The 25,992-nt window shown below is 70.3% G+C and carries 23 protein-coding genes; 13 read left to right on the forward strand and 10 right to left on the reverse strand.

Annotated features, from left to right (window positions below; translation table 11 throughout):
- Nucleotides 1–7: 7 nt before the first annotated feature.
- Nucleotides 8–799: a hypothetical protein gene (locus ACJ8AN_RS28585; RefSeq protein WP_407758664.1), complete on the reverse strand. Its 792-nt coding sequence runs from the start codon at nucleotides 797–799 to the stop codon at nucleotides 8–10.
- A gap of 160 nt (nucleotides 800–959) precedes the next feature.
- The gene (locus ACJ8AN_RS28590) at nucleotides 960–2,384 is read right to left on the reverse strand and encodes a serine/threonine-protein kinase (RefSeq protein ID WP_407758665.1); all 1,425 of its coding nucleotides are present in this window, start codon (nucleotides 2,382–2,384) and stop codon (nucleotides 960–962) included.
- Between the two features lie 289 nt (nucleotides 2,385–2,673).
- On the opposite strand from ACJ8AN_RS28590, the gene ACJ8AN_RS28595 reads away from it, so the two are divergent.
- Nucleotides 2,674–3,183 (forward strand): gluconokinase, encoded by a 510-nt coding sequence (locus ACJ8AN_RS28595; RefSeq protein WP_407758666.1) that lies wholly within the window; start codon nucleotides 2,674–2,676, stop codon nucleotides 3,181–3,183.
- An 86-nt stretch (nucleotides 3,184–3,269) separates the two neighbouring features.
- Here the strand turns inward: ACJ8AN_RS28595 and ACJ8AN_RS28600 are convergent, their stop codons facing one another.
- From ACJ8AN_RS28600 to ACJ8AN_RS28625, 6 genes are all read right to left on the reverse strand, one after another.
- The gene (locus ACJ8AN_RS28600) at nucleotides 3,270–3,740 is read right to left on the reverse strand and encodes an NUDIX hydrolase (RefSeq protein WP_407758667.1); all 471 of its coding nucleotides are present in this window, start codon (nucleotides 3,738–3,740) and stop codon (nucleotides 3,270–3,272) included.
- Nucleotides 3,737–5,257 carry a DUF2380 domain-containing protein gene (locus ACJ8AN_RS28605; protein ID WP_407758668.1) on the reverse strand — a complete coding sequence of 507 codons (1,521 nt, stop codon included), beginning with the start codon at nucleotides 5,255–5,257 and terminating at the stop codon, nucleotides 3,737–3,739. Before ACJ8AN_RS28605 ends, ACJ8AN_RS28600 begins: the two co-directional genes overlap by 4 nt.
- Nucleotides 5,258–5,303: 46 nt before the next feature.
- On the reverse strand, nucleotides 5,304–6,371 hold the full coding sequence (locus ACJ8AN_RS28610) for a phosphotransferase family protein (protein ID WP_407758669.1): 1,068 nt from the start codon (nucleotides 6,369–6,371) through the stop codon (nucleotides 5,304–5,306).
- 44 nt (nucleotides 6,372–6,415) lie between these two features.
- Nucleotides 6,416–7,042: a phenylalanine--tRNA ligase beta subunit-related protein gene (locus ACJ8AN_RS28615; RefSeq protein WP_407758670.1), complete on the reverse strand. Its 627-nt coding sequence runs from the start codon at nucleotides 7,040–7,042 to the stop codon at nucleotides 6,416–6,418.
- A gap of 9 nt (nucleotides 7,043–7,051) precedes the next feature.
- Nucleotides 7,052–8,491, reverse strand: a complete 1,440-nt coding sequence (locus tag ACJ8AN_RS28620) for an aldehyde dehydrogenase family protein (protein WP_407758671.1) — start codon at nucleotides 8,489–8,491, stop codon at nucleotides 7,052–7,054.
- Between the two features lie 130 nt (nucleotides 8,492–8,621).
- On the reverse strand, nucleotides 8,622–9,296 hold the full coding sequence (locus tag ACJ8AN_RS28625; protein ID WP_407758672.1) for a TetR/AcrR family transcriptional regulator: 675 nt from the start codon (nucleotides 9,294–9,296) through the stop codon (nucleotides 8,622–8,624).
- Nucleotides 9,297–9,404: 108 nt separating this feature from the next.
- On the opposite strand from ACJ8AN_RS28625, the gene ACJ8AN_RS28630 reads away from it, so the two are divergent.
- From ACJ8AN_RS28630 to ACJ8AN_RS28640, 3 genes are all read left to right on the forward strand, one after another.
- Entirely contained in the window at nucleotides 9,405–10,028 is a 624-nt protein-coding gene (locus tag ACJ8AN_RS28630; RefSeq protein WP_407758673.1) for a phospholipase D family protein, read from the forward strand.
- Entirely contained in the window at nucleotides 10,025–10,633 is a 609-nt protein-coding gene (locus ACJ8AN_RS28635; RefSeq protein ID WP_407758674.1) for a glutathione S-transferase family protein, read from the forward strand. The genes ACJ8AN_RS28630 and ACJ8AN_RS28635 overlap by 4 nt, the downstream gene beginning before the upstream one ends.
- A 97-nt stretch (nucleotides 10,634–10,730) precedes the next feature.
- Nucleotides 10,731–12,086, forward strand: a complete 1,356-nt coding sequence (locus ACJ8AN_RS28640; protein ID WP_407758675.1) for a sensor histidine kinase — start codon at nucleotides 10,731–10,733, stop codon at nucleotides 12,084–12,086.
- A gap of 150 nt (nucleotides 12,087–12,236) precedes the next feature.
- Here ACJ8AN_RS28640 and ACJ8AN_RS28645 read toward each other — a convergent pair whose 3' ends face one another.
- Together ACJ8AN_RS28645 and ACJ8AN_RS28650 are read right to left on the reverse strand one after the other, a co-directional pair.
- A complete protein-coding gene (locus tag ACJ8AN_RS28645; protein WP_407758688.1) occupies nucleotides 12,237–12,914 on the reverse strand; it encodes a helix-turn-helix domain-containing protein in 678 nt (225 codons plus the stop codon).
- A gap of 244 nt (nucleotides 12,915–13,158) precedes the next feature.
- Nucleotides 13,159–13,512: a helix-turn-helix transcriptional regulator gene (locus tag ACJ8AN_RS28650; RefSeq protein ID WP_407758676.1), complete on the reverse strand. Its 354-nt coding sequence runs from the start codon at nucleotides 13,510–13,512 to the stop codon at nucleotides 13,159–13,161.
- A gap of 496 nt (nucleotides 13,513–14,008) precedes the next feature.
- Between ACJ8AN_RS28650 and ACJ8AN_RS28655 the strand changes: the two genes are divergently transcribed.
- The 9 genes from ACJ8AN_RS28655 to ACJ8AN_RS28695 form a co-directional block, all read left to right on the forward strand.
- Nucleotides 14,009–15,730, forward strand: coding sequence for a HEAT repeat domain-containing protein (locus tag ACJ8AN_RS28655; protein ID WP_407758677.1), 1,722 nt, complete (start codon nucleotides 14,009–14,011; stop codon nucleotides 15,728–15,730).
- Nucleotides 15,731–15,773: 43 nt separating this feature from the next.
- On the forward strand, nucleotides 15,774–16,733 hold the full coding sequence (locus tag ACJ8AN_RS28660) for a ParA family protein (RefSeq protein WP_407758678.1): 960 nt from the start codon (nucleotides 15,774–15,776) through the stop codon (nucleotides 16,731–16,733).
- Nucleotides 16,734–16,769: 36 nt separating this feature from the next.
- Nucleotides 16,770–17,849: an extensin-like protein gene (locus tag ACJ8AN_RS28665; RefSeq protein ID WP_407758679.1), complete on the forward strand. Its 1,080-nt coding sequence runs from the start codon at nucleotides 16,770–16,772 to the stop codon at nucleotides 17,847–17,849.
- Nucleotides 17,850–17,959: 110 nt separating this feature from the next.
- Nucleotides 17,960–18,673: a DUF4382 domain-containing protein gene (locus tag ACJ8AN_RS28670; RefSeq protein ID WP_407758680.1), complete on the forward strand. Its 714-nt coding sequence runs from the start codon at nucleotides 17,960–17,962 to the stop codon at nucleotides 18,671–18,673.
- Nucleotides 18,674–18,943: 270 nt separating this feature from the next.
- Nucleotides 18,944–20,140 (forward strand): hypothetical protein, encoded by a 1,197-nt coding sequence (locus ACJ8AN_RS28675; RefSeq protein WP_407758681.1) that lies wholly within the window; start codon nucleotides 18,944–18,946, stop codon nucleotides 20,138–20,140.
- Nucleotides 20,140–20,895, forward strand: a complete 756-nt coding sequence (locus ACJ8AN_RS28680; protein WP_407758682.1) for a ferritin-like domain-containing protein — start codon at nucleotides 20,140–20,142, stop codon at nucleotides 20,893–20,895. The genes ACJ8AN_RS28675 and ACJ8AN_RS28680 overlap by 1 nt, the downstream gene beginning before the upstream one ends.
- Before the next feature lie 93 nt (nucleotides 20,896–20,988).
- The gene (locus ACJ8AN_RS28685) at nucleotides 20,989–21,519 is read left to right on the forward strand and encodes a TspO/MBR family protein (protein WP_407758683.1); all 531 of its coding nucleotides are present in this window, start codon (nucleotides 20,989–20,991) and stop codon (nucleotides 21,517–21,519) included.
- Nucleotides 21,520–21,551: 32 nt separating this feature from the next.
- Entirely contained in the window at nucleotides 21,552–22,463 is a 912-nt protein-coding gene (locus ACJ8AN_RS28690) for an ABC transporter ATP-binding protein (protein WP_407758684.1), read from the forward strand.
- Nucleotides 22,464–22,473: 10 nt separating this feature from the next.
- Nucleotides 22,474–25,992, forward strand: a 3,519-nt coding sequence (locus ACJ8AN_RS28695) for an ABC transporter permease/M1 family aminopeptidase (protein ID WP_407758685.1), incomplete at its 3' end; no start/stop codon positions are given.

Below are 25,992 nucleotides of genomic sequence, written 5' to 3' on the forward strand. Positions count from 1 at the left end.
GGGGCGCTCACTTGCACGTCCGGTCCGCCTGGCAGGTCTTGTTGCACTTCACGCACGCCTGGCCGCCCTTGCCGCAGGCGTTCTGCGTGTTGCCCGCCACGCACTGGTTGTTCGAACAGCACCCCGAGCAGGAATTCGCCGTGCAGCGGCACGCTCCGTCCACGCACTCCTGTCCCGCGCCGCAGGCCGCTCCGCTGCCGCACCGGCACTGTCCACCCACGCAGCGGTCCACGCCCAGGCCGGTGCAGGCCGGGTTGGCGCCGCAGACGCAGACGCCTCGGGAGTCACAGGTGTCGGCCCGCACGGCATCGCACGCCGCGCAGGCCACGCCTCCCGTGCCGCAGGTCTGGAAGGTCCGCGTCGTGCACTGGCCCTGCACACAGCAGCCCTCACACCCGACGCAGAACGTCCCCCCATCCGGGTCGCCTCCGCCGGGCGGCTCGGGGGAGACGGGCTCCAACCGCACGCTGACGTCCACCTCGTACCCGTCGCGGATGCTCGCGACGCCCTCACCCCGCGCCACCAGGGTGCCGTTGCGCAGGCCCTCGACGGACACCCTCGCCTGCGTGCCGTTGGGCACGTCGCCCAGCAGCACGCGCAGTGTCTCGCCGCTGTAGAGCAGCCGCGCCGGTTGCTCCGGGAGCACCTGCGGTCCAAACGGTTGTCCGCCCTCCACCTCGCCCCACACCCGCACCTGCGTGAGCAGCTGGGTGGGGTCGAACTCGGTGGTGACGTAGAGCGCCGTTCCCGAGGCCCTGGCCGGATCCCGGCAGGCACTCACGAGCAATAGAGCGCACACGAGCGCTCTCCAACCCCCCCGGGTTTCCCTAGCGGCTCCGCGCATCATGCGCACATGAGGGTATCCACGGCGCACAGCGCGCGTCGTGCTCCCATCACGCCACCGTCCAGCAGGAGACGGTTCGGCTCCCGGGGTGACGGAGGGTGGACACGGGTGGGGTTCAGACTTGCGCGAGGGCTTCCTGGAGCGGCGCGGAGGGGGGGGCCGCGGACGGCTGGCGCGGAGGGCGCAGCCGCGTGAGGAAGTCGCGCAGGCGGGGCGAGGGGTTGAGGAATTGGAGCCCCACGCCCGGCGACATGCGCCAGGCACGCGCCTGGGCCAGGTCCACATGCCGCACCACCTCGCCCACGCACTCGAGCTCCTCGCCGCCAATCTGCAGGGTGAAGGAGAGCCTGGTGAAGAGGGGCGGGAAGGGTTGGGCGCAGCACATGAAGACGCCGCCGCGGCTCAGCTCGTTGCAGTGCACCAGCACGGAGCCGGCGCCCTCGCCCAGGCGCACGCGGGCCGTCCAGGTGGGCGGCGGGGTGGGATCATTGGGCTCGGGCAGGGGTGGAAGCGTGGGGATGGGCGCCTGGTTGGCCGCATGAGGCGCGGGCGCGGTATGGCGCCCCGGCGAGCGCGGCGCGGGACGCACGGCGGTGAGCAGGGCCTTCTTGAAGTCGAGCGCGGTGGCGAAGCGCTCCCCCGGGGCACGGGCGAGGGCTCGCAGCAGGACGCGGGAGAGGCCCTCGGGCACGGCGGGGACGAGCTCGTGGGGCGCGCGCAGCGGGGGCGGCGGCTCCGGCGAGAGCACCAGCTCGGCGAGCTGTCCGCGCGGATAGGGCAGCTGCCCGGTGAGGAGCAGGTAGCCCGTCACGCCCAGCGAGTAGACATCCGCGCGCCCATCCACGGGCTGGCCGGCCCACTGCTCCGGGGCCATGTACGCGGGGGTGCCGAGCACCTGACCGGCCAAGGTCTGCTCCTGGCCGACGGTGTCGTGCAGTGCCTTGGCCACGCCGAAGTCGAGCACCTTGAGCGTGGGCGACTCGCCCGGGCGCTCCATCATGAGGAGGTTGTCCGGCTTGAGGTCGCGGTGCACCACGCCGCTGCGGTGCACGGCCTCGAGCGCGTCACAGGCCTGGGCGAGCAGCCACGCCACCAGCCCCGGCTCCACCGGACGCGGCAGCCGCGAGAGGGGCGTGCCGTCCAGGTACTCCATGACGAAGTAGTGCAGCCCGTCCTCCGACTCGTTGATGTCGAAGATGCGGACGATGTTGGGGTGGCCGATGAGGTTCACCGTGCGCGCCTCGGCGTAGAAGCGCGCGCGCAGCCGGGCGTCCTGGGCCAGGTACGGGTGCAGCACCTTCACCGCCACCCGGGCGCCGATGATGGTCTGCTCGGCGAGGTACACCGTGCCCATGCCCCCGCTGCCCAGCATCCGGGTCAGCCGGTAGTGGCCCAGGGTGCGGCCTCGCAGGTCCACCAGGGCGGGCGTCGTCGAGGGCACCTGCGGAGACGAGTCCGAGGACTCGGCGCCGGTCCAGGTGTTCTGGGCGTCGCACGGCAGACTCGCGGGATGTTCTGACGAACAATGCTCGCAGTGCATGGAGATCAACCAACACTTGCAAGGTCCATGCTCCAGCAGTGCGCGGTTTGAGAATCCGTGAAGGGTGTCGTGGGCTGTGTGCGGTGCCGGGAAATCAAGCGATTGCAATGACCACCAGCGCACGCCGGCCGGACGCTCTCAGGGGATGCTCAAATCGTTCAGCCGGGCACGGGGAGGATTGATCAAAACTTCCACATCTCGCTGGTTTCGATGGATCTTCTGCTCTGCCTGCCCAGCGACGGTGGATGTGCAAAAGGTGTCGTGCGGAGTAGGGCCGGAGGATGCGCGCGTGGTCGTCATCGTGATGGGAGTCTCCGGGGTGGGGAAGACGACGGTGGGCGAGCGGCTCGCGGCCCGGCTGGGCTGGCGCTTCCTCGACGCGGATGCCTTCCACGCCCCCGAGAGCATCGCGAAGATGGCCGCGGGGATTGCGCTCACGGATGAAGACCGGGCGCCCTGGCTGGCGCGGCTGCGCGAGCTGTTGCGCGGCGCGTTGGAGGCCGGGGAGGACCTGGTGCTGGCGTGCTCGGCGCTCAAGGGCGCCTACCGGGAGCGGCTGAGGGTGGACGCGGCGCGGCAGCGGTGGGTGTATCTGCATGCGTCTCCGGCGCTCCTCGCCAGCAGGCTGAAGGCACGGGAGGGGCACTACATGCCGCCCGTGTTGCTCGACAGTCAGCTCGCGGCGCTGGAGGTGCCGGAGGACGCCCTGCCGGTGGACGTCTCGGCGGACCCGGACACGGTGGTGGACACGATCATCCGGGAGCTTGGCCTTCAGAGGGGTGTTTCCCCTGGGTCGTGAGGGGTCTCCAGCGAGGGCCCTTGAAACCGTTCAGGAGGCCGTTGCGCTCAACCTCGCGAAGATTTCCCCTGGAGGGGGAGCATCCGTCAGACTTCCTCGTCGGGCAGGAGCGTGCGCAGCAACTCGTCGTCAGGACCGAGCGGGCGCCAGCCGGGCGGCGGCGGCGTGGCGAGGAGAGCATCACCGGCTTTGTCGGCGCGCTCCTTATGGGTTTCAGGGGTGTAGGCAAACCACGAGCCAAGCGCCTTGGCCACCTTGAACCGATGGGTGTCGTCCAGCACGGCTGGCCAGCCGTTTGGCAGACTTTGGCACAACATGCGCACGAGCACATCGCGCACGAAGCGTGTGACCTGCTTGTGCTGCTCGGCCTCGGCGAGGAGCCCGCTCAACACCTGCACTCCGGCGATGTCATCCTTCCCAAGCTCATCGGCAAGCGCGACCAAAGAGGCAGTGGGGCGAGCGTTCGCGAAGGCGGTGAGTGAATCGTAACCAAGTTTACGGACCCGCTCGTACAGGCGCGCCTTCATGTTGCCCTGCCAAGCACGTCCGTCGCTCATGGCCCTCTCCACCGAATGAAGTTCATGCGGATCCTGTATTCCTGCATGCGCTCTGCGACGATCTCCAGGACCTCGTTCCGCGTCAACATCCGGCCCGCCTTGGTCTCGGCATGGCCCAATGCATCCATGATCATCCGGTTCCACTCGCCGGCCCACGTGCGCCCCAGCTTCCAGTCGCCACCACCGTGGATGGCCTCGTGGTGCGCCTGCTCCAGCTCCACGCAGAACTCGTCGATGTCCAGCTCGCCCGTGAAGCCGCGCCTCTCGAACCACTCGCGGAACTCCTTCGGCATGACGTGGTGCCGCGGCGGCTCGGCCATGCCAGCTCCCGCCTTGCCCGTCTCGTGCATGGCCCCCACCTCGGGCCCGTCACCCAGCGCGTCGCGCACGCCCCCGGGCAGCTCGCCGTGTGCCTGCGCCAGCATCACCCCGCCCGCCTGAATCCGCACGGCCGCGCTGACGACGGGCAGGGAGAGTACGCCCGCGCGAACCAGGTGGCGCACCATTTCCACCCACTCGGCGGACACGACAATGCGCGTGCCCACCATCACCCCGTCGCCGCCTACCGCCAGTCCGATGCCGACCAGGGCGGGAGCGGACGGTGGCGCCGAGGGCAGCGAAAACCTCAACGTCGAGAGCATGGTGACCGTCTCGATGGCTTCCTTGAGCACCAGCACCTTCTGGAGGTTCTCCGCTGCCACGCGCATGCGCTGCTGGGCTCGCGCGAATTCGTCCGTGAAGTGGCCTACCAGCGGGGGCACGTCTTGCGCCGCGGCCTCCACCTGCTCGTGCTCCCGAGAGGACAGCGCCGTCATGGCGGGCTCGAGCATCTCCTGCCAGTGCCACATGTCCACGAACAGCGTCTCCACGGGGTAGAGGTGCTGCTTGAGCGCGACGTCGGCGAGGTTGAGGAAGTCCACCCAGACGGCGAGCACGAGCGAGCCGAGCATGGCGGCTTCCAGCCGCGGGCCCGCCACGCGCAGCACGGCGAGCTGCATGTCGGGGTCGTCCACCTCCGAAGCGGCGTTGGCCAGCCGGGTGGCGGCGGCGAGCTGGGCCTCCATCCACCGCAGTTGCCCGGAGCCGTAACCGACGTAGCGGAGGAAGACCCCGTTTCCGTGGGCAAGGCCCCACTCACTGGCATTGAGCCGGGCGAGCTCGCTGGAGATGCGGCGGGTGGAGTCGGACACTTCGCGAAGGGCACCGCGAAACGCCAGTTGAGCCGCGAGAGCGCTCTGCCGCGCGTCCCTCTCCGCGCTGTCCGGGCCCACCGCCGTCACGGCCTCACGCGAGGCCCGGCGGCGGTGTAGCCGTTGCGGTGCCTTGGACTCGGGGCGGTAGGCGAGGGCTCGCGGGGACTCGACGCTCGGCTCCGCTGCCGCCACGGGCGCGGCGGCCTCGCGTGGCGAATAGCGCAGGCTCATCCCCTGGCCGGGTGGTGGTGTCAGCGACACGCAGCCGGTGGACAGCGGGGTCAGTGCGAGCAGCAGCACCACCACCAGCCGTGTGGACGTCATCAGCGCCTCCAATGGGTGATTCCCATTCTGGCGGACACCTCCGACTTCAGAAGCCGGACTGACGCAGCGCGGGCCAGACGAAGGGCGGCACCGTCCAGCGCTCGCGCAGGCGGGACTCCAGCGACTCCAGCGTGCGGGCGAGCCCCGGGAAGCCATCCGCGGTCGCGAGCAGGGCGTGGCAGCGCGCGAGGTGGTGCAGGAGGGCGGCGCGCTCGGAGAGGCCCGGAGCCCACTCCCTGTCCTCCTCCAGCACGCGCGGGGGCAGCCACTGGAAGAGATTCACCGTGCGCGCGAGGGCCAGCGTGGCTCGGGCCCGGGCCCACTGAGAGTCCACCTGGGCCGCCTCGCACTGCGACGAGAGGGTGATGCGGTGGGTGATGTCCGCGCGGGACACGAGCTCGTCGGGCAGGGGCAGGGTGACGAGCCACATCAGCGCGTCGTACAGCGCGTGGCGCATGCCCGCGTACTCGAAGTCGAGCACGCGCGGGCCGTTGGGGGTGAAGAGGACGTTGCCCGGCGCGAGGTCCCCATGCGTGAAGGTGAGGAAGGGCCCGGGGTCCGCCAGCGTGCGCGCCACCGTCTCGAGGTCCTCGTGCATGCCCGGGGCGGCCTCGGCGTCCACCGCCGCGAGCCAGCGCAGCAGCCGTCCCTCGTGCTCGAGCAGGTAGCGCGCGTTCTCCACCCGCACGCGCTGGGGCCGGGGAGGCAGCGCCTGGCGGACGAGGTCGTACTCGGACTTCAAGCCCATCGTCCGGGCGTGGAGCTGTCCGGTGAGCCGCGCGGTGGCGATCAGTCCGCCGGTGGCGGCGCGCGCATCCTCTCCGCGCAGCGCGTCCTCCAGCGAGCGCCCGGGCCCGAGGTCCTCTAACACGAAGAGGCGCGCGGCCACGTCGCCCGCGAGGAAGCGGGGCCCCACGTCCAAGCCCTGGCGGGTGAGGAATTCCGCGCCCGCCCAGTCGTCGAGCCCGCACACCAGCTCGTCCGGGAAGTGCTTGAGGATGACGGTGGGCACCGGGCCGCCGCGTGCCTGGGCGCGCACCACCACGGCGCGGGACTCGGCCTTGAGCAACTCGGGCGCACCGAGCAGCACCGGCCGGCCCCAGGCCGCCGACAACGCGCGTGCTCCATTCGCCAGAAGGGGAGCGAGCTCGGGGGCGCTCAGGACCGCCGCTCCACCGTCGCGCCCAGCCGCTCGAGCAGCTCGCGGTACCAGCCGAAGGCCTTCTCGGTGCGTCCGGCCAGGGCCTTCGTCCCCCACAGCACGGTGAGGGTGCGGCGCGTGTCGCCCCGCGTCTTGGTGCGCTGCGCGTCCTTCACCGCGTTGGAGCAGGGGCCCTCGGCGTCGAAGAGGCACAGCAGGCCCGCCAGGTCGATGCTCTGCCCCGAGGCGTTGAAGACATACGAGGCGCCCTCGGGAGCAAGGCCGATGCGCAGGGGCGGCTTCGCCAGGTCCAGGTCCACCACGCTGATGGGCAGTCCGCTGTGCAGCGACACCGCGTTGCACACGTCCACCGCGGCGTTGATGGAGCCCAGCGAGCCCTCCCCCGCGGCCCGCACCAGGTACTCCGAGGCCGGCTTGCCCCGGCCCGTGGGCTTGTAACCGCCGTGGCGCAGCAAGTCCCTCACCGCACCGCGCACGGCGTCATCGGCGCTCAGGGGCGCCGGCGCGTCCGGCTCGAGCAGCGCCACCAGCCACTCGGGCGAGGGCGAGGCGGACAGGGCAGACGGGAAGGTGGCCTCGAAGGCCACCACGTCCAGCAGCGGGTGGGGGTCGACGGTCAGCACGCCGCCTTTCTACTCGAAGAGACGGCTGGCCATGCGCCCCATCTTCTTCGCCTTCTGCGTGTAGGGCGGGAAGAAGGTGTGCAGGAACGACAGCGGCCCCTGACGCAGCACGGCGCGCTCATGGCTGAAGGTCTTGAAGCCATACTCGCCGTGGTAGTTGCCCACACCGCTCTCGCCGATGCCGCCGAAGGGCAGGTCCGCGTGCGAGAAGTGCATCATCGTCGTGTTCACGCAGGTGCCGCCCGCGGAGGTCTCCGAGAGGAGCCTGTCCACCGCCCGGCGGTCCTGGCTGAAGATGTACATGGCCAGGGGCTTGGTGCCCGAGCGGATGTGTTTCACCGCGTCGTCCAGCCGCTCGTAGCGCAGCACCGGCAGCACCGGGCCGAAGATTTCCTCCTCCATGATGGGGGCCTCGGGCTTCACGTCCGCGAGCACCGTGGGAGCGATGTAGTGGCTGGCCGCGTCCACCGTGCCGCCCACCACCACGCGCGCCCCGCCCTGCACCGAGCGCTCCATCAGCCGGTTCACCCGGTTGAACTGCCCGTCATCCACCATGCGGCAGAAGTCCGGGTTGGCCTTCCGGGCGTCCTCCGTCTTTCCGTAGAAGCGCTCGATGGTTTCGCGCATCCGCGTGAGGAACTCCTCCTCCTTCGCGGCGGGCACGAGCACGTAGTCCGGCGCCACGCACGTCTGGCCGCCGTTGAGGAACTTGCCGAAGGCGATGCGCTCGGCGGCGACCTTGAGGTCCGCGGACTCGTCCACCACGGCGGGCGACTTGCCGCCCAGCTCCAGCGTCACCCCGGCCAGGTGCTTCGCCGCCGCCTCCATCACCAGGCGCCCCACGCGCGGGCCCCCGGTGAAGAAGAAGTGGTCGAAGGGCAGCTCCAGCAGCGCCTGGCTCTCCTGCGGCCCGCCCTGCACCACCGCCACCTCGGACGGGTCGAACACGTCGCGCACCAGCTGCTCGATGAAGGCGGCCGTGTGCGGCGTCTTCTCGCTCGGCTTGAGCATCACGCAGTTGCCCGCCGCCACCGCCCCCACCAGCGGTGCGATGGCCAGCTGGAAGGGGTAGTTCCACGGCGAGATGATGAGCACCACGCCCTTGGGCTCGTAGCGCACCTCGCTGCGCGTGCCGGTGAGCAGCACGGGCGTGCCCACCTTGCGCGGCTTCATCCACCTGCCCAGGTGCTTGATGGCGTGGTCGAGCTCCACCAGCGCCATCAACATCTCGCTGCTCTCCACCTCGGCCGCCGGCTTGCGGAAGTCCTGGTGGATGGCCTGGTAGAGGGCCTCGCGCCGCTCCACGAGCGTGCTGCGCAGCTTCTTGAGCCGCGCGATGCTCTCCCTGGCGCTCGTTTGCGCCAGCTCCCAGCGCCGGGCCCGCAGGCGCTCGAAGGTCTCCTGGAAGGGGTTCTTCCGAGCCTGTTCGTCCATGCTCACCACGCGCATCGCTTCGTCTCCTCTGGGGTTCGCTTCGCTTCGGACCGTGCCCCTCCCGGGCTCTACGTCATTCTCTAGCCAACGGGCCGGGGAGGGGCGATGGGAATGTTCACGCCTGGACGCGCTCCTGCCTCGGGGCTCAGCGCGCTTCGAGCCCGCGCAGCAGGCCAGCGAGGGCCTCGGTCAGCTCGCGGATGAAGTCGACGCGCAGGGGCTCGAGATGCGGGGCGGCCTCGTGGACCTCGCGCACCACGGGGGCCAGGTCCGCCATCTGCCGCAGGCCCACCACCAGCGCGTGGGCATGGAGGAAGAAGCGCACGCCCTCGCCGGGCTCGAGGAAGGACAGCCGCTTCTCCACCAGCGCGCCGGCCCGCACCACCGCCTCCAGCAGCCGCTCCTTGAAGCCGCGCACCTGCTCCGCCGTGACGTTCTGCTCCAGCACCGTCTGCAGCCGCGCCAGCAGCCGGGTGAGCGGCTCCTCGCCCTCCAGCGACTCGGCCACCGTGCGCGCCACCCGCGCCCCCGTCCACCGGCCCTCGCCCCGCGCCAGCGTCTCCTCCAGCCGTGCGAACCAGGCGAAGAGCTGCTCCTCCAGCAGCGCCAGGAAGAGCGCCTCCTTGGTGGGGAAGTAGAGGAACACCGTCCCCTTGGCCAGCCGCGCCCGCTCCGCCACGTCCGCCATCTTCACCTCGGCATACGAGGTGGCCCGGTACAGCTCGAGCGCCGCGTCCAGCAGCTGGCGCCGCCGCGCCTCCTTGTCCTCTTCCTTCCGCGCCCGCTGCGGCATCGCCCGCTTCGCGCTGTTGCTGACCATGAGTCATCAATTAAGTGAGCCCCGGTCAGTTGTCAATGACCCGGAGTCAGCTCCCGCCCCGCCCTGGGGAAGCTCGCCCCTCCTCCGGGGATGTGCGAGGATGTGGGTATGCGGTCCATCCAGGCGGAGTTGCTCGACGGCGGCGCGCTGTACCGGGAAGTGGTGCTGGGCAAGCTGGCGCACGCGCGCGAGTCGGTGTGGATTTCGACGGCCAACGTGAAGGCCATGTACGTGGAGCAGGCCGGACGCTTCGTGCCCTTGCTGGAGGTGCTCGACGCCCTGGCGGCGCGCGGGGTGGCGCTGCGCCTGTTGCACGCGGAGCTGCCGAGCCGGCCCTTCCGGGCGGAGTTCGACAAGCGCTCGCGCCTCGTGAAGGGCGGCCTGGAGCTGAAGGTGTGCCCGCGGGTGCACTTCAAGACGGTGCTGGTGGACGGGGCGTGGGCCTATCTGGGGAGCGCCAACCTCACTGGGGCCGGGCTGGGGGCCAAGGGCGAGGACGTACGCAACTTCGAAATGGGCTTCGTCACCGAGGACTTCGACGTCATCGACCGGGTGACGGCGCTCTACGAGTCCGTGTGGAGTGGGGCCGAGTGCCGCGGGTGCCGGCTGCGCTCGGTGTGCCCGGATCCCATCTTGTCTGGGGGCACGGGCTCGGCGAAGAAGGGGACCCCCGGCGGCATCCGCCTGGGCCAGACGCGGCGGCTCTCGCGCCGGCGCACGGAGAAGCCATGATGAAGCTCTACTACAGCCAGTTCACCCGCGGTCACCGTCCCCGCTGGGTGCTTGAGGAGTTGGGCATCCCCTACGAGCTGCTGCGGCTGGATTTGCGCAAGGGCGAGCACAAGTCTCCCGAGTACCTCAAGGTGCACCCGCTCGGCGTGGTGCCCGCGCTGGAGGACTCGAACGGCGTGCTGCTGGAGTCGGGCGCCATCTGCCTCTACCTGGCGGACAAGTACGCGGACAAGAAGCTGGCCCCGGCGCCCGGCACGCACGACCGGGGCGAGTACTACCAGTGGTGCATGTTCTCCCTGGCCACGCTCGAGCCGCCCATCGTCACGCTCGCCCAGCACACGCGCTTCCTGCCCGAGGCCGAGCGTCAGCCGGCGCTGGCGGAGCGTGCCCGGCAGCAGCTGGAGCCGGCGCTGCGCGTGCTGGACCAGGAGCTGGGCGGCCGCGAGTTCATCGTCGGCGAGAGCTTCAGCGTGGCGGACGTGCTCGTGAGCGCGACGCTCTCCTTCGCCAACATGTTCGGGGCGCTCGCCGGCTTCCCCGGGCTCCAGTCCTATATGCAGCGGCACCTGGCGCGCCCGGCGGCCCAACGCGCCTACGCGGACTGAGCGTGCCGGCCCCCTGGGGCCTTTGGGGGTCCGACTTCTCCGGAGGGGTGGCGCGTCCCCACCCGGGGAATGGCCGGAGTGTTACAGTCGGCCCCCGATGACGGCGGACTCCTCCGAGTTGCAGGCGCTGCTCCGGGTGAAGAGGAAGAACTACTTCGTCTGCGCGGCCCTCTTCATGGTGGCCGCGGTGCCCTATTGCGTGGTGTCGGGGCGCGTGGTGGGGGAGCTCGTGCTGCTGCAATGCGGCTGGAGCGCGAGCTTCGTGGTGCTGGGCCTGGGGATGAGCCGCGACTGGCTCTCCCCGAGGCTGGCGGGGGTGCACGCGGGGCTGGTGAGCCTGGTGGCGTCGGTGGGCTTCATCCACTTCACCGGGGGGCCGGACAGTCCCTACTTCCCGCTGCTGGCCGCGGTGCCCCTGCTCATCGCCATGTTCACCCCGGACACGCGCGTGCCCACGGTGCTGGGGAGCGTGGCGACGGTGGTGACGGTGGCGGTGCTGGACGTGCTGGCCGGAATGCCGTGGGGCAAGCTGGCGCTGCAGGTCGCGGGCTTCGGCATCGTGGGGGTGCTGGCCTACTTCGCGGCGCAGACGTACCGGCGTATGCGGGACACGGAGGCGGCGGCGCAGCGGCATGTGCTGGAGGCGCAGCGCGAGCGGCTGGCGGTGCTGGAGCAGCTGGCCGAGAGCGAGCGCCGCCGGGTGCGCGCCGAGCGCGAGCGCGCCGAGGTGGAGCGGCTGGTGCTGGTGGGGCAGCTGGCGGCCGGCGTGGCGCACGAGGTGAACAACCCGCTGGCCTTCGTGAAGTCCAACCTGGGCTTCCTCCAGCAGGAGCTGCTGTGCGAGGAGGCCGTGCTGGACCGGGCGGAGCTGGCGGACGTGCTGGCGGAGACGCAGCAGGGCGTGCTGCGCATCCAGCAGATCGTCATGGACCTGCGGCGCTTCTCGCGCGAGGAGACGGGGGAGTCGGCGGAGGAGGGGCTGGCCGAGGACGCCATGTGCGAGGCGAAGCGGCTGGCGTCGGTGCGCCTGCGCAGCCTGGGCGAGGTGTCGCTGGACGTGGCGCCGGGACTGCCCCCGGTGAGGCTGGGGCAGCGGCGGTTGGTGCAGGTGCTGGTGAACCTGCTGCTCAACGCGGCGGACGCGGTGGAGATGGCGGTGCCCGCGCGCCGGGCGCTCATCCTGCTGCGGGCGCGGCGGGTGGAGGGCACGGTGCGGCTGGAGGTGGAGGACAACGGCCCGGGGCTGTCTGCCGAGGTACAGGCGCGGCTCTTCGAGCCCTTCTTCACCACCAAGCCGCCGGGCAAGGGCACCGGGCTGGGGCTGGCGCTGTGCCGCGAGTACGTGGGCCGCGCCGGGGGCACGCTCCACGCGGAGAACCGTCCCGAGGGCGGCGCGCGCTTCGTGCTGGTACTGCCCGCGGTGGCGGAGCTCGCGGCGGCGGCGGCGGCCTGAGAGGGCCCTGACGGCCGGGCGGGCCGCCAGGGAGCTCGAGGTGGAGGCCCGCCGTGAGGTCGGTAATAGAGGGGTTCGCCGGGAGGAAGAGCACGCGTCATGCCCGGCCCTACGCGCGCCGCGCAGGAGGCCAGACAGGTCCGGGGACGACTAGCCCGCCTTGCGGTGCCGGGCGCGCCAGGCGCTGGGGGACTCGCCCGTCATCTTGCGGAAGAGGCTGCTGAAGTGCTGGAGCGAGGCACACCCCACCTCCACGGCCACGGCGGTGAGCTTCGCATCGCTCTCCAGCAGCAGGGCCTGGGCGATGCGCACCTGCACGGTGTTGAGCTCGGACTGGAAGGAGGTGCCGGACTCGCGCAGGCGGCGCTGGAGCGTGCGCTCGGACATGCCCAGCTCCCGCGCCACGTCCGCGAGGGTGGCGTCCACCAGCCGGTGGCGCAGCACCCGGTGCAGCTCGCTGAGCAGCGGCGACTGGCCCATCAGCCGCGTGACGAGATCGTTGAGCTCGTCCATGAGGGCGCGCGACTCGTCCGGGGGACGGCCCAGCCAGGCGAGCGCCTCGAGCGGGTCCGCGAAGGCGCGCGTGGGGTAGCCGGAGCTCACGAGGCTGTAGAAGCCGCCCACCACCGCGCCCGCCATGCCCTCGGGACGCACCAGCGCCTGGCGCTTCACCGTCTGGGAGAAGGCGGAGATGCGCGGCGCCATGTACTTCACCAGCACGGCCAGGCCGTTGGCGTCCGGGGCCTCCACCCGGCGCGCGTCCACCAGCGACACGTGGGGCGCCGCGGGCGCCAGCTCCACGTCCAACACCTGGGTGAGCCGCTGAATCTGCGCCTCCCCCGGCCGGCCCCACACGGTGAAGCCGCACACCTCGGGCGAGGCGTACCAGTGCAGGAAGCTCTCCCCCATCAGGTAGCGGCCGACGGGGTCGCGGAGGTAGTCGTCGAGTCCTTCTGCGGAGCGCACGGCGCGGGAGCATAGCTCCGGACGTGGCGGACCACCCAGGCCCCCGGCGAGTCCCTCCTCCAGGAGGGCCCACCGGGGGCTGGCCGGGACAGGGGGACGGGGTGGCTCAGCCCTCACGCAGCAGCGTGGCCGCCACCATGGACAGGGCCCGGAGCTGCGCGGGGTTCAGCTTGCGCACATGGCGCATCAGCCGCCGCATCTGGGGCCCCTCCTTCTCGGGCGGGGGGAGCGGCTCGGCCCAGGGGGGGGGGATGCCCGTGCCGAGCGACAGCAGCACATCCGCCTGCAGGCGCAGCGCCACGCACAACCGGCGCAGCGTGGGGACGCTCGGCATCAGCAACCCCCGCTCCAGCCGCCCGTACACCTCCGTGGCCACGCCGATGCGCTCGGCCACGTCCGCCTGGGTCAGCCCCGCCTGCTGCCGCGCCTTGCGGGCCCCGTCTCCCAGGGCCTTGGACAACTTCAGCTTCGCCTCTCGTTTGCCCCGATCCGGGGATTCCTTCCCGCCACGTGGGGTACGCCGGGTATGGGTTGTCTGCTCTGACTTGACTGGAAAAGTAGTCTTCGACGCCATGCTTGTTCCTCGGCTCCGTCCACTGACTCCCTGGGTTATATGACTCCAGGAGTAACGTGTCAGCGGATAACTTTTGGAGTCGGCCATGAATCGACATCCCGCCGGGGGCTGGAGGCCGGGCCGTCCAGGGGGCCGCCGGGCGGGAGGGGAGGGGGAGGGAAGGCCGCGATCGCTCGGAGGCCCGAGAAATCGGCTCCGGCGCGATTGTCAACCCCCGAGGGGGGGCGCGGCGGAAAAGTCCCAACTATTTCAGGGGTTTACCTATCATCACATTCTGACATAGGGTGGCGGGCTCCCGGGGGTCCCCGGGTACCGGAGTCCCCCGCGTTCCCAGGCGCGCCAGGGCTCCAGGCGTGCCCCGGTAGGGAGGGCTGGTCAGGCTGTGAGCGACGAGCGTCCGGACGCGCTGCTCAAGAGCGCACTCGAAAAGATTGTCTACTTCGAGGCCCGTGCCGAGCAGCTCCACCACGAGCTGACGTCCACGCGCGAGGAGCTGGAGCACCTGCGGCGTGAGCTGTCGCTGTCGGAGGAGCGCGAGCTGGTGCTGCGGCGCGAGGTGGCCGAGCTCGAGGTCCGCGTGGGCCGCATGGGCGCCGATCGCGAGGAGCTCACCCGCCTCAACCAGGCCCTGCGCACCGAGCGCAGCCAGCTGCTGGGCAAGCTGCTGGAGGCCAGCCGCATCCGCACCTCGGACCGCGAGCGCGAGGAGGACGACGAGGACGGCCTGGGCATCGACCTCGCCTCCTTCATCTCGCAGCTGCGCAGCGAGGCGCTCGAGCGTCCCGTGGTGTCCGCTCCCGCCTATCCGTGGCCCGCGCCGTCCGAGCCGCCGCGCACCGCCGAGGTGGAGCCGGCTCCCGCGCTCGCGAGGGTGGCCTCCACGGCGGGGGTGTCGCCCGTGATGCAGCACGCGCAGCGCCTCTTCCTGGAGGGGCGGCTGGCGGTGAGCCCCGGGCAGCTGGCGGAGCTCTCGGGCGGCGGTGACGAGTCGCTCTTCGGCTTCTCCGTGCGCGAGCTGTCGGCGCCGGATGCCACCTCGCGCGTGCGCGCCGCCGAGCGCCTCAAGGCCCTGGGCCAGCCGGCCGCCGCGCCCGCCCTGGCCACCGCGCTGCACGCGGAGAAGGACGCCACCGTGCAGGTGGCCCTGCTCGCCGCCTTCGCCGAGGTGGGCAAGGAGCAGGGCGCCTCGGTGGTGTCGCCCCTGCTGTCCTCCACCGTGCCCGAGGTGCGCATCGCCTCCCTCAAGGCGCTGCTGGCCCTCTCGCCCCAGGAGGCCGCGCCCCACCTCGCGCAGGCGGTGAAGGATCCGGACCGCTCCGTGCGCCGGCGCGCCTCGCTGCTCGCGCTCGGCCTGGAAGGGGAGAACGCGCGCCGTCTGGGCGAGGAGGCCATTCACGACCCGGATCCCGAGGTGCGCAGCCTCGCCGCCCTGGCGCTCGGGGCCGGCAGTGGGGAGCACGCCCGCGCGCTGCTGCTCGAGGCCCTCAAGGATGGAGAGGTGCGCGTGCGCCGCTCGGCCTCGCAGAGCCTCTCGCGCATCCTCGGCCACGACGTCTCCGCCGTGGTGGACATGGACGAGGGCCGCCGCCGCCGCGAAATCCGCCGGCTCGCCGGGCTCCCCGTGCAGCCCGTGCGCGCCTCGCTCATGCCGAGGGCTCCCGCGCGCCCCGCCGTGGAGCCTCCCGTGGCGTCCGTCCCGTCTCCGGCCCCGGTTCCAGTAGCCGCCGCGCCCGTGCGCCCCGCGCCCGCCCCGGCTCCCGCGCCGCGCGCTCCGGCTCCCGTTTCGGCCCACCACGCTCCGGCTCCGGCCGCCGCGCCCGTGCGCAGCTCCACCCAGGCCGTCCGGCTCGCCGCCACCTCCGCCGCTCCCGCCAAGGCGGCGACCCAGCCCGCCCCGCGCCCCACCTCGCGCACGCCGGCCTCTCCGGCCGAGGCCCTGTGCGGCCCCCTCATGTCGGAGATTCGCGCCGCCATCCGGGGCCGCTCGCTCGGGGAGCTGGCTTCCGGTATCTCCGCACCCCCCGAGCTGGCGGAGGAGGCGCTCGCCCTGCTGGTGGCCAGGGGGGCGATCATAAGGAGGGGGCTCAAATACTTCGCCGCTTGAGGCAAGGTATGCGCCCCCCCCGGGATTCGACGAAGGGTTCTTCATGGATGCGCCGACGTACAGCTCCAAGCAGGTGGCCGAGATGCTCGGCCTGCCACCGAAGTCCATCGCCTCGGCGCTGAAGCAGGACAGCTACTCCGGCACCGAGGTGTGGGCGCTGCGCTCGCAGCTGGGCGCCTTCCCGCCGTCGCTCGGCCGCCGCAAGCAGCTCTTCCTCAACTTCAAGGGCGGCACGGGCAAGACGTCCCTGTCCACCTCCTACGCCTGGCGCCTGGCGGAGCTGGGCTACAACGTCCTCATCGTCGACCTCGACAGCCAGGGCCACGCCACCAAGTGCCTGGGCTTCGAGGGCGAGGACTTCGAGAAGACGCTCCTCAACGTCCTGGTGCGCAAGGCGCCCATGAGCGAGGTCATCCAGAAGAGCGCCCTGCCCAACCTGCACTTCGTCCCGTCCAACCTCACCATGTCCACGGTGGACCTGGCGCTGATGCCCATGTCGGGGCGCGAGTTCAAGCTGCGCAACGCCCTCAAGGAGGTGGAGGCCCAATACGACGTCATCGTCTTCGACGCGCCTCCCTCCTTCGGCCTGCTCAACCTCAACGCGCTGATGGCGGCCAACGACCTGTTCGTGCCGGTGCTGGCCGACTTCCTCTCCTTCCACGGCCTCAAGCTGCTCTTCGAGACGGTGAACAGCCTGGAGGAGGACCTCAACCACGTGCTGGACCACGTCTTCATCGTGGTCAACTCCTTCAACGCCACCTTCAAGCTGGCGAAGGAGGCGCTCGAGGCCCTCCAGACGCACTACCCTGAGTACCTGCTGCCCACCATCATCCGGCAGTGCACCAAGTTCGCCCAGGCCTCCAGCGAGGGCCGGCCCGTTTTCGTCGCCGACCCCAACTCCAAGGGGGCCAACGACATCGAGGCCCTCATCCAGAACGTGCTTCCGCGCTTGCGGGTGGGCGCGACTCCCGGTAGCGATAGCGGTGCGCAGCAGGCCGGTTGACGTCCCCCTCCTCCTCTTCCGCTTTCAGGCTCGCCCATGAAGAAGGCCTTCGAACAGAACGTGTCCCGCGCCAAGCCGCGCCTCCGTCTGGGAGCATTCACCGGCGTCGTCGACCCCGCCGCGCCCGAGGAGCCGCGCGAGCCCGAGCAGGCCCTCGCCCAGGAGCCCGTGGCCCAGCAGCCCGAGCCCGAGCCGGTGGCCTCCGCCGCGCCCGTCCGCGCTCCCGAGCCGGTGGCCGCCGCCAACGACCTGTCCGCCGAGGTGCGTGCCCGCATCGAGCGCGCCCGTGCCCCGCGCCCCTCCGCCTCCGAGGTGATTGAGGCCGCCCTGCGCGCGCCCTCGCTCCCGGAGCCTCGCGCCGTGGAGGCCGCCGCTCCGGTGCGCGCCGCGCCGGTGGCCCATGCCGAGGCGCCCGAGGACGAGGTGGAGGTGCAGACGCCGGCCTCGCCCCGCGAGGACCTGGACACCACCGCCCGCCGCGAGCGCCTCAAGGAGCGCCTCAAGGCGGTGCGCGAGAACCCGCGCCCCGAGCCCCTGCCGGCCAGCGTCGCCGAGGCGGGCCTGCGCGCGGTGGAGCGCATCTCCGCGCTTCAGACCGAGCTCACCAAGGTGAAGGGCCTCAACCTCTCGCTCACCCAGGAGCTGGAGGTGTCGCGGCGCCAGGCGGAGAAGGCCACCGAGGAGGCCCGTCTGCGCATGGACGAGGCCCGCAGGCTCGCCACCGAGATGGAGGGCCGGGGAAAGCTGCTGGCCGATCTCGAGCGCGAGCTGGCCGCCCTCGAGGGCGAGCGCGACGAGGCCCTGCTCTCCCTTCAGGAGGCGCGTCAGGCCATGCAGGCCTCCGCCCAGGAGCGCACCACGCTCGAGGCCGCCGTCGCCGAGGCGAAGAAGGCCCTGGCCGACAGCCTCTTCGAGGAGGAGCGGCTCGCCAGCGAGCTGGAGTCCGCCAAGGACGAGACCGCCGCCCTGCGCCGCGCCGTGGACTCGCTCCAGGGCGAGCGTGATGTGCTGGCCCAGCAGGTGGCCTCGCTCACCGCCGAACGCGCCGAGCTGCTCGAGGCCCGCAAGGCACTCGAGGCCGTGCACCGCGCCCTCAGCCAGGCCGTCACGCGCTGACATCCGCCCACGTTGGCCCCGTGGAGGGTACCCCCGGGGCCGTGGCCGGACGATGAATGGCCGGGTCCTTTTCCCGTCTCAGGGCCGGACTCGTAGGAAGGACCATTCACATGAAGCGCAATTTTCTGCTCGTTGCCCCGCTGTTCCTCGCCGCTTGTGGCGGTGGCTCGCTCAGCCTCGACATCAACAGCGATGACGCGGCCGAGAACACCACGCTCTCCTCCGTCCGCTCCTCGCTCAGCGAGTCCGTGGACCTCACCACGGTGAAGTCGGTCACGGTGACCGTCAGCGAAATCTGGGTGCACGTCGAGGACGTGGCCACCAAGACGGACGAGGCCGACGACGACAAGGTCGAGGGCTCGAAGATCGAGGACTCCTCCAAGCACTGGGAGCAGGTGTCGTCCGAGGAGCACTCCTTCGATCTCATGACGGTGCGCAACGACGCGACGAAGCCGCTCGGCGACCTCGCCGTGCCCGAGGGGAAGATCACGCAGATGCGCCTGAAGCTGAAGGGCACCGCGGCGGAGGGCTCGGACAAGTACCGCATCGCGGGCGCCGTGGAGGAGACCGACGGCACCGTGTGCGATCTCATCGTGCCCGCCAGCGCCATCAACCCGGGCGTGAAGATCGAGGGCATCTTCAAGGCGATGAAGATCGAGGCCAGTGGCAAGCACCACGCCGTCATCAGCCTGAAGCTCAAGGACTCGGAGAAGCTGTCCGGCACCGGCACCTGCGCCTACCGCCTCAACCCCGTGCTGAAGGTGAAGAAGTACGAGCTCGAGGACGAGTCGGGCGACGACAAGGGCGACGACAGCAAGAACTAGCCGCGCTCGCTCGCACCGCGGTTTCGCCAGCCCGCCTGGGTCCTCATGACCCGGCGGGCTTTTTCGTGCCCGGCCGTCCGTGGAGCGTCCGGGCGGGCACTCCGTCGCAGCCCCTCGTGTACCCCAGGCGGAGGAGCCCGGCTCCATGGCCGCATCTATCCCGGGTCCATTGCCGCCCCTGGAGGTGAGTCGGAGCTTTACCGGCGAACCCGAGGGGCCTGGAGACCATCCGGCCAGCCATGACCCCCGAGCAACTCAAAGGAGTTGGAAGTGGCCCTGGATCTATTCAAGGAGAAGGGTGTCCCGCTGGACCGCCAGAAGTTCACCTGGAAGGACCTCACGCGGCGCACCTTCAGCAAGCTGGATGACGACGCCTTCACGCGGGTGCGCGTCATCCTGATGAACGGCATCGAATCCGAGTCGGTGCGCTTCAGCCATGCCTGCGCGCGGATGAACCGCGAGCTGCGCGAGTCGCTGGCCCTCATCCGCCGGGTGGAGCAGCACCAGCAGACGCTGGTCAACTGGATGAACCCGCCGAACCAGAATCCGCTCGAGACCACGCTCGGCTACGAGCAGACGGCCATCGAGGTGACGGCGAGCGTGGCCCAGCACGAGCCCGACCCGTACCTCGCGCAGACCTACCGCTTCGGCATGCTCGAGGACTTCGATCACCTCTACCGCTACTCGGCGCTGTACGACCGGCTGACGGGCAGGGACCCCAACTACATCATCCAGAGCTACACGGACATCATCCCCGGGCGGCCCACGGTGCTCGAGCACCGCCACCCGCTGGACGACGTGCGCCGGTCCTACGACAAGCGCGCCGCGGATGCGATCAGCAAGCTCAACGCGCTGACCATCGTCTCGGCCGAGAACCAGGTTCACACCTACTACATGAACATCGGGCCCATGTTCACGGACCCGGTGGCGCGCATGCTCTACGCGGAGATCGCCTCCATCGAGGAGCAGCACGTCACGCAGTACGAGTCGCTGTGCGACCCGGACGAGTCGTGGGTGGAGAAGTGGCTGCTGCACGAGGCCAACGAGGTCTACAACTACTACAGCTGCCTGCACTACGAGTCGAACCCCGTCCTCAAGGACGTGTGGCAGCGCTTCCTGGACTACGAGCTGGGACACCTGCACTACGTGATGGGGCTCTTCCAGCAGCTCGAGGGCCGCGACCCGGCCGAGGTGCTGCCCAGGGAGCTGCCCGAGCCCATCGGCTACGACACCCACCGCGAGTTCGTGCGCAAGGTGCTGCGCGACGAGGAGGGCCTGAGCGCCAAGGGCACCGGGTTCGTGCCGCGCGCCGAGGAGCACGAGCGCACGCTGCGCTACCGCGAGATGATCAACTCGGAGGGCTCGCCGTCGGACATCGCCTCCGCGGGCTACCGCTGGCGTCCGGGCACCGAGCTCTCGGATGAGGCCGAGCGCGTGGGCACCGTGGCCGAAGGGAGGATCCAATAATGGAGCGCAAGGCGAGCAAGATGGGGTTGAACCGGACCGGCATCACCGCCCACCCGGTGCAGAGCAAGAAGGAGATAGAGGGCGCCGAGCAGCGGCCACCGAGCAGCCAGGGAGACGCCTCGGCCATCTGGAAGGTGCGCCAGGAGTTCTCGCGGGAGGTGGACGGACTGGGCTCGGTGCCACCGCCGACGCCGAAGGGAATGGTGAAGGCGGCGGTGAAATTGATGAAGGGCAGCCGGGCCACGGTCTTCATCGACAAGCTGGGCCAGCGCGCCGGCTTCGAGCGCACCGGCGTGCGGCTGTACGAGGCGGCCCTGTCCAAGCTGGACGTGTTCGGCACGTGGGAGGGCGGGCCCTCGCGGGAGCAGTTGGAGAAGATCCGCCGGGATGAGCTGTCGCACTTCGCGCTGGTGAAGCACACCATCGAGAAGCTGGGGGGAGACCCCACGGCGCTCACGCCCGCGGCGGAGCTGCAGGCGAACATGTCCGAAGGCGTGCCGAAGATGCTGGTGGATCCGCGGGTGAACCTGCTGCAGGCGCTGGACGGGCTGCTGACGGCCGAGCTCGTGGACAACGCGAGCTGGGAGCTGCTCATCCAGCTGGCGCGCGAGCTGGGGCACAACGAGATCGCCGAGGACTTCCAGCAGGCGCTGGACGCGGAGCAGGAGCACCTGGCGCTGGTGCGCAGCTGGCTGGTGGCGGGGACGATGCTCGAGGCGAAGGTCGGCGAAGAGGCCGCCGGAGCCCCGGCCTGATTCCCGACAGGAAGCTTCGCGGACATATCCCCTCTCCCTCCCGGGAGAGGGGGCACCCAGCTCCGCACGGTATTGCGATGGGGGAAACGCACGATGCGTGAGCCATACAACCTGGACAGCCCTTCGCTGACGAACCTGAGCAATCCGTCCCTGCGCAAGGAGTCGCTGCTGGCCCTGGGCGCTTTCGGGGCGCTCTCCGCGGGCTCGGCCCTGCTGGGCGGACGTGCCTCGAGCAGCAAGCAGCTCTGGTACAAGCGGCTGCGCAAACCTCCCTTCCAGCCGCCGGCGTGGGTCTTCGGGCCGGTGTGGACGGCGCTGTACGGATTGATGTCCTTCTCCGCGTGGCGCGTGTGGAACCGGCCCGCCGGGCCCAAGCGCTCGTGGGCGCTCACGCTGTGGGGCATGCAGCTCGGCTTCAACGCCCTGTGGACCCCGCTCTTCTTCAGCCAGCATCGCAAGCGGTGGGCGCTCGCGGACCTCGCCGCACTCGGGGTGAGCCTCGCCGCGTACACCGCGACGGCGCGCAAGGTGGACCCGGGGGCCGCGTGGATGATGGCGCCGTACCTCGCCTGGGTGGGCTTCGCCGGCGCACTCAACGAGGAGATCGTCCGTCTCAACCCGTGATGTCATGATGCCCTCCTCACTTCGGAGGGCTCATGGAGCTCCGCATCCAGAACCTGTCCAAGCGCTACCCCAACGGCACCCAGGCGCTCCAGGACGTCACGCTCACCATCAAGCCCGGCATGTTCGGACTGCTCGGCCCCAACGGCGCGGGCAAGTCCACGCTCATGCGCACCCTGGCCACCCTCCAGGAGGCCGACAGCGGCAGTGCCTTCCTCGGTGGCATCGACGTGCTGAAGGACAAGGACGCCGTGCGCCGCGTGCTCGGCTACCTGCCCCAGGACTTCGGCCTCTACCCGAAGGTGACGGCCGAGGACCTCCTCTCCCACCTGGCCACCCTCAAGGGCATCTCCAGCGCGCGCGAGCGCAAGCAGGTGGTGGACGCGCTGCTGCACCAGACGAACCTCCACCACGCGCGCCGCAAGCAGCTCGGCGGCTTCTCCGGCGGCATGCGCCAGCGCTTCGGCATCGCCCAGGCGCTGCTCGGCAACCCCAAGCTGCTCATCGTGGACGAGCCCACCGCGGGCCTCGACCCCGAGGAGCGCGTGCGCTTCCACAACCTGCTGAGTGAAATCGGCCAGGACGTCATCGTCATCCTGTCCACGCACATCGTCTCGGACGTGCGCGACCTGTGCCCGCAGATGGCCGTGCTCAACGGGGGAAAGGTGCTGCTCACCGGCGCGCCCGAGGACATCATCTCCCGCCTCGAGGGCCGCATCTGGAAGAAGTTCGTGGACAAGGCGGAGCTGCCCAAGCTCCAGGCCGAGCTGCCCGTCATCTCCCACCGGCTGCTGATGGGCCGCACGCTCGTGCACGTCTTCAGCGCGAGCGCTCCGGACGCCTCCTTCTCGCCGGCCGTGGCGGACCTCGAGGACGCCTACTTCGCCGCCATCAAGGGCCACCTCGCGCACGAGGCCGCTCCCTCCCTCCAGGCCACCGCGAGCTGAGGCGCCACCCATGCTCTCCATTGCCCTCTTCGAGCTGCGCCAGCGGCTCAAGCTGCTGTCCACCTGGGTGTACTTCGGCGTCTTCTTCGCGCTCGCCTGCCTCGCGATGAACGCGGCGGGCGGCGCCTTCAAGAACGTCGTGGTCGGCGCCGGCGGCAAGGTGTTCGCCAACTCGCCCTTCACGCTGGTCAACGTCTTCACCATGCTGGGCCTGTGCGGCGTCAGCGTCACCGGTGGGGTGATGGGCCAGTCCGTCCACCAGGACTTCGCCCACGGTACGCACCCGCTCTTCTTCACCACGCCCATCTCGCGCACGCAGTACCTGCTCGGCCGCTTCCTGGGCGCCTTCCTCACGCTCGTCCTCATCTTCTCGAGCATCGGCCTGGGCGCGCGCTTCGGCGCCACCATGCCCTTCCTGCAGGAGGAGCTGGTGGGCCCCACCGTGCCCGGCTCGTACCTGTGGCCCTACTTCATCAGCATCCTGCCCAACGTCTTCTTCACCGGGGCGCTCTTCTTCGGCATGGCCGCGCTCACCCGCCGCATGCTCCCCGTCTACGTCACCAGCGTGGTGCTGCTCGTGGGCTACCTCATCTCCGGCAACCTGCTGCGCGAGCTGGACACGAAGTGGCTGGCCTCGCTGTTGGACCCCTTCGGCATGAACGCGCTGCGCATGTCCATGGAGTACTGGACGCCCGCGGAGAAGAACGTCCGTCTGGTGCCGCTCGAGGGCTGGCTCCTCCTCAACCGCCTCTTCTGGGTGGGCCTGGGCGCCGCCATGCTCGGCTTCACGCTCCTGCGCTTCCAGCGGTCCCACGCGTTGGCGGGCGGCCGCGCGGAGTCCTCCGCCGAGACCGCCGCCGTTCGGGCGCCGCTCGCGTCGCCTTCCGTCACGCGCGACTTCCGGGGCGCCACCTTCCTGCGGCTGCTCCCGCGCTTGGCGTGGCTGGACCTCAAGGAGACGGTGAAGAACGTCTACTTCCTGGTGATGGTGCTGGCCGGCGTCATCATGGTCTTCGGCACCTCGCGCATGCTCGGCGCCATCTACGGCACCTCCGTCTATCCGGTGACGTACATGGTGCTCGAGGTGGTGGGCGGTGGCTTCGGCCTCTTCCACCTCATCATCATCACCTTCTACTCGGGCGAGCTCATCTGGCGCGAGCGCGACGCGCGCATGCACCAGCTCTACGACGCGCTGCCCGTGCCGGGGTGGCTGCCCTTCCTCTCCAAGCTGCTGGCGCTCATGGGCGTGCAGGTGCTGCTCAGCGCCGTGCTGCTCGTGTGCGGCGTGTTGGTGCAGCTCTTCCACGGCTACACCCACCTGGAGCCCGGCCTCTACGTCGCGGACCTCTTCGGCTTCCGGCTGGTGGACCTGTGGCTGCTGTGCCTGCTCGCGGTGCTCGTCCACGTGGTGGTGGACAACAAGTACGTGGGCCACTTCGTGATGGTGCTCTACCTGCTCGCCAGCCAGTTCGCCTCGGCGCTCGGCTTCGAGCACAACCTCTACAACTACGGCAGCTCGCCCTCGGCCACCTACTCGGACATGAATGGCTACGGGCCCTTCCTCGCGCAGATGGTGTGGTTTCGCGCGTACTGGGCCCTCGTCGCGCTGGCGTTCGCCTTCGTCACGCACCTGCTCTGGGTACGAGGCACGGAGAGCCAGGCCCACTGGCGGCTGCGGCTGGCCGGCGCGCGGGCTTCATTGCCAGTGCGCGTGGGTCTCTCCGTGGCCGTGGTGGGCGCCCTGGCCGCGGGGGCCTTCATCTTCCACAACACCAACCGCCTCAACCCCTTCAAGCCGGAGAAGGAGCAGCAGGCGGAGGCCGCCGACTACGAGAAGCACTACAAGCCGCTCGCGAAGGTGGCGCAGCCGCGCATCGTCTCGGTGAAGGTGGCGGTGGACCTCTTCCCGGAGGAGCCGCGCATGCGCGCCCGGGGCACCTTCGGGCTCGTCAACAAGACGGCCGAGCCGGTGAAGACCGTCTACGTGAACCTGCCCACCGAGGTGAAGGTGTACCGGCTGGCGGTGGCGGGCGCCGAGTCCCCCTCCGAGCAGGACACGCGGCTGGGCTTCTTCACCTACACGCTGCCCACGCCGCTCTTGCCGGGGGCCTCGGCCGAGCTCCAGTTCGAGCTGGGCCTGGAGCCGCACGGCTTCCGCAACAGCGGCGCGCAGACGGCGCTCGTGGAGAACGGCACCTTCCTGCACAGCACGCTCCTGCCGAGGCTCGGCTACGTGGAAGACTACGAGCTGAGCGATGATCAGGCGCGCAAGAAGCAGGGGCTCGCGCCCAAGGTGCAGCGCATGGCCGACGTGAACGACCTCGAGGCCCGGCGCAACACGTACATCGCCTCGGACTCGGACTGGGTGACGTTCGAGGCCACGGTGAGCACCTCCCCGGACCAGATCGCCATGGCACCCGGCTACCTCCAGCGCGAGTGGACCCAGAACGGCCGCCGCTACTTCCACTACACGATGGACAGCCCCATCCTGAACTTCTACTCGTTCCTCTCCGCGCGCTACGAGGTGAAGCGCGACGCGTGGAACGGCGTGGCCATCGAGGTGCTCCACCACCCGGGCCACGCGTACAACGTCGAGCGGATGATTCAGGCGGTGAAGGACTCGCTCGACTACTACACGAAGAACTTCGGGCCCTATCAGCACCGGCAGGTGCGCATCCTCGAGTTCCCCCGCTACGCCTCCTTCGCCCAGTCCTTCCCCAACACCATTCCGTACTCCGAGAGCATCGGCTTCATCGCCAAGGTGGACCCGAAGGACCCCGAGGACGTGGACTACCCCTATTACGTGACGGCCCACGAGGTGGCGCACCAGTGGTGGGCCCACCAGGTCATCGGCGGCAACGTGCAGGGCTCCACCCTCATGGCCGAGACGCTCTCCCAGTACTCGGCGCTGATGGTGATGAAGAAGAAGTACGGCGAGGAGAAGATGGGCCGCTTCCTGCGCTACGAGCTGGATGGCTACCTGCAGGGGCGCGCCTTCGAGCGCAAACGCGAGATGCCGCTGATGCGCGTGGAGAACCAGGCCTACGTCCACTACAAGAAGGGCAGCCTGGTGATGTACGCGCTGCAGGACTACGTGGGCGAGGACAACGTCAACCGCGCCCTGGCCTCGTACCTGAAGAAGAAGGCCTTCCAGCAGCCGCCCTTCACGAACTCGCCGGAGTTTCTCGCCGAGCTGCGCGCCGTGACCCCCGAGCACCTGCAGTACCTCATCGGCGATTTCTTCGAGCGGATTACCCTCTACGAGAACCGCGCCCTCAAGGCCACGTACACCGAGCTGGCCGGCGGGAAGTTCGAGGTGAAGGTCACCGCCCACGCGCAGAAGATGGAGGCCACCGGCACGGGCACCGAGTCGCCCCTGAAGCTCGCCGACTGGCTGGACGTGGGCGTGCTCGACAAGGAGGGCAAGCCGCTCTACCTGAAGAAGGTGCAGGTGACGGGGAGCGACGTGGAGTTCACCGCCGTGGTGGACCAGCGCCCGGTGCGCGCGGGCATCGATCCGCTCCACAAA

It is taken from the genome of Archangium sp. (assembly GCF_045802675.1).
Classification (GTDB): Bacteria; Myxococcota; Myxococcia; order Myxococcales; family Myxococcaceae; genus Archangium.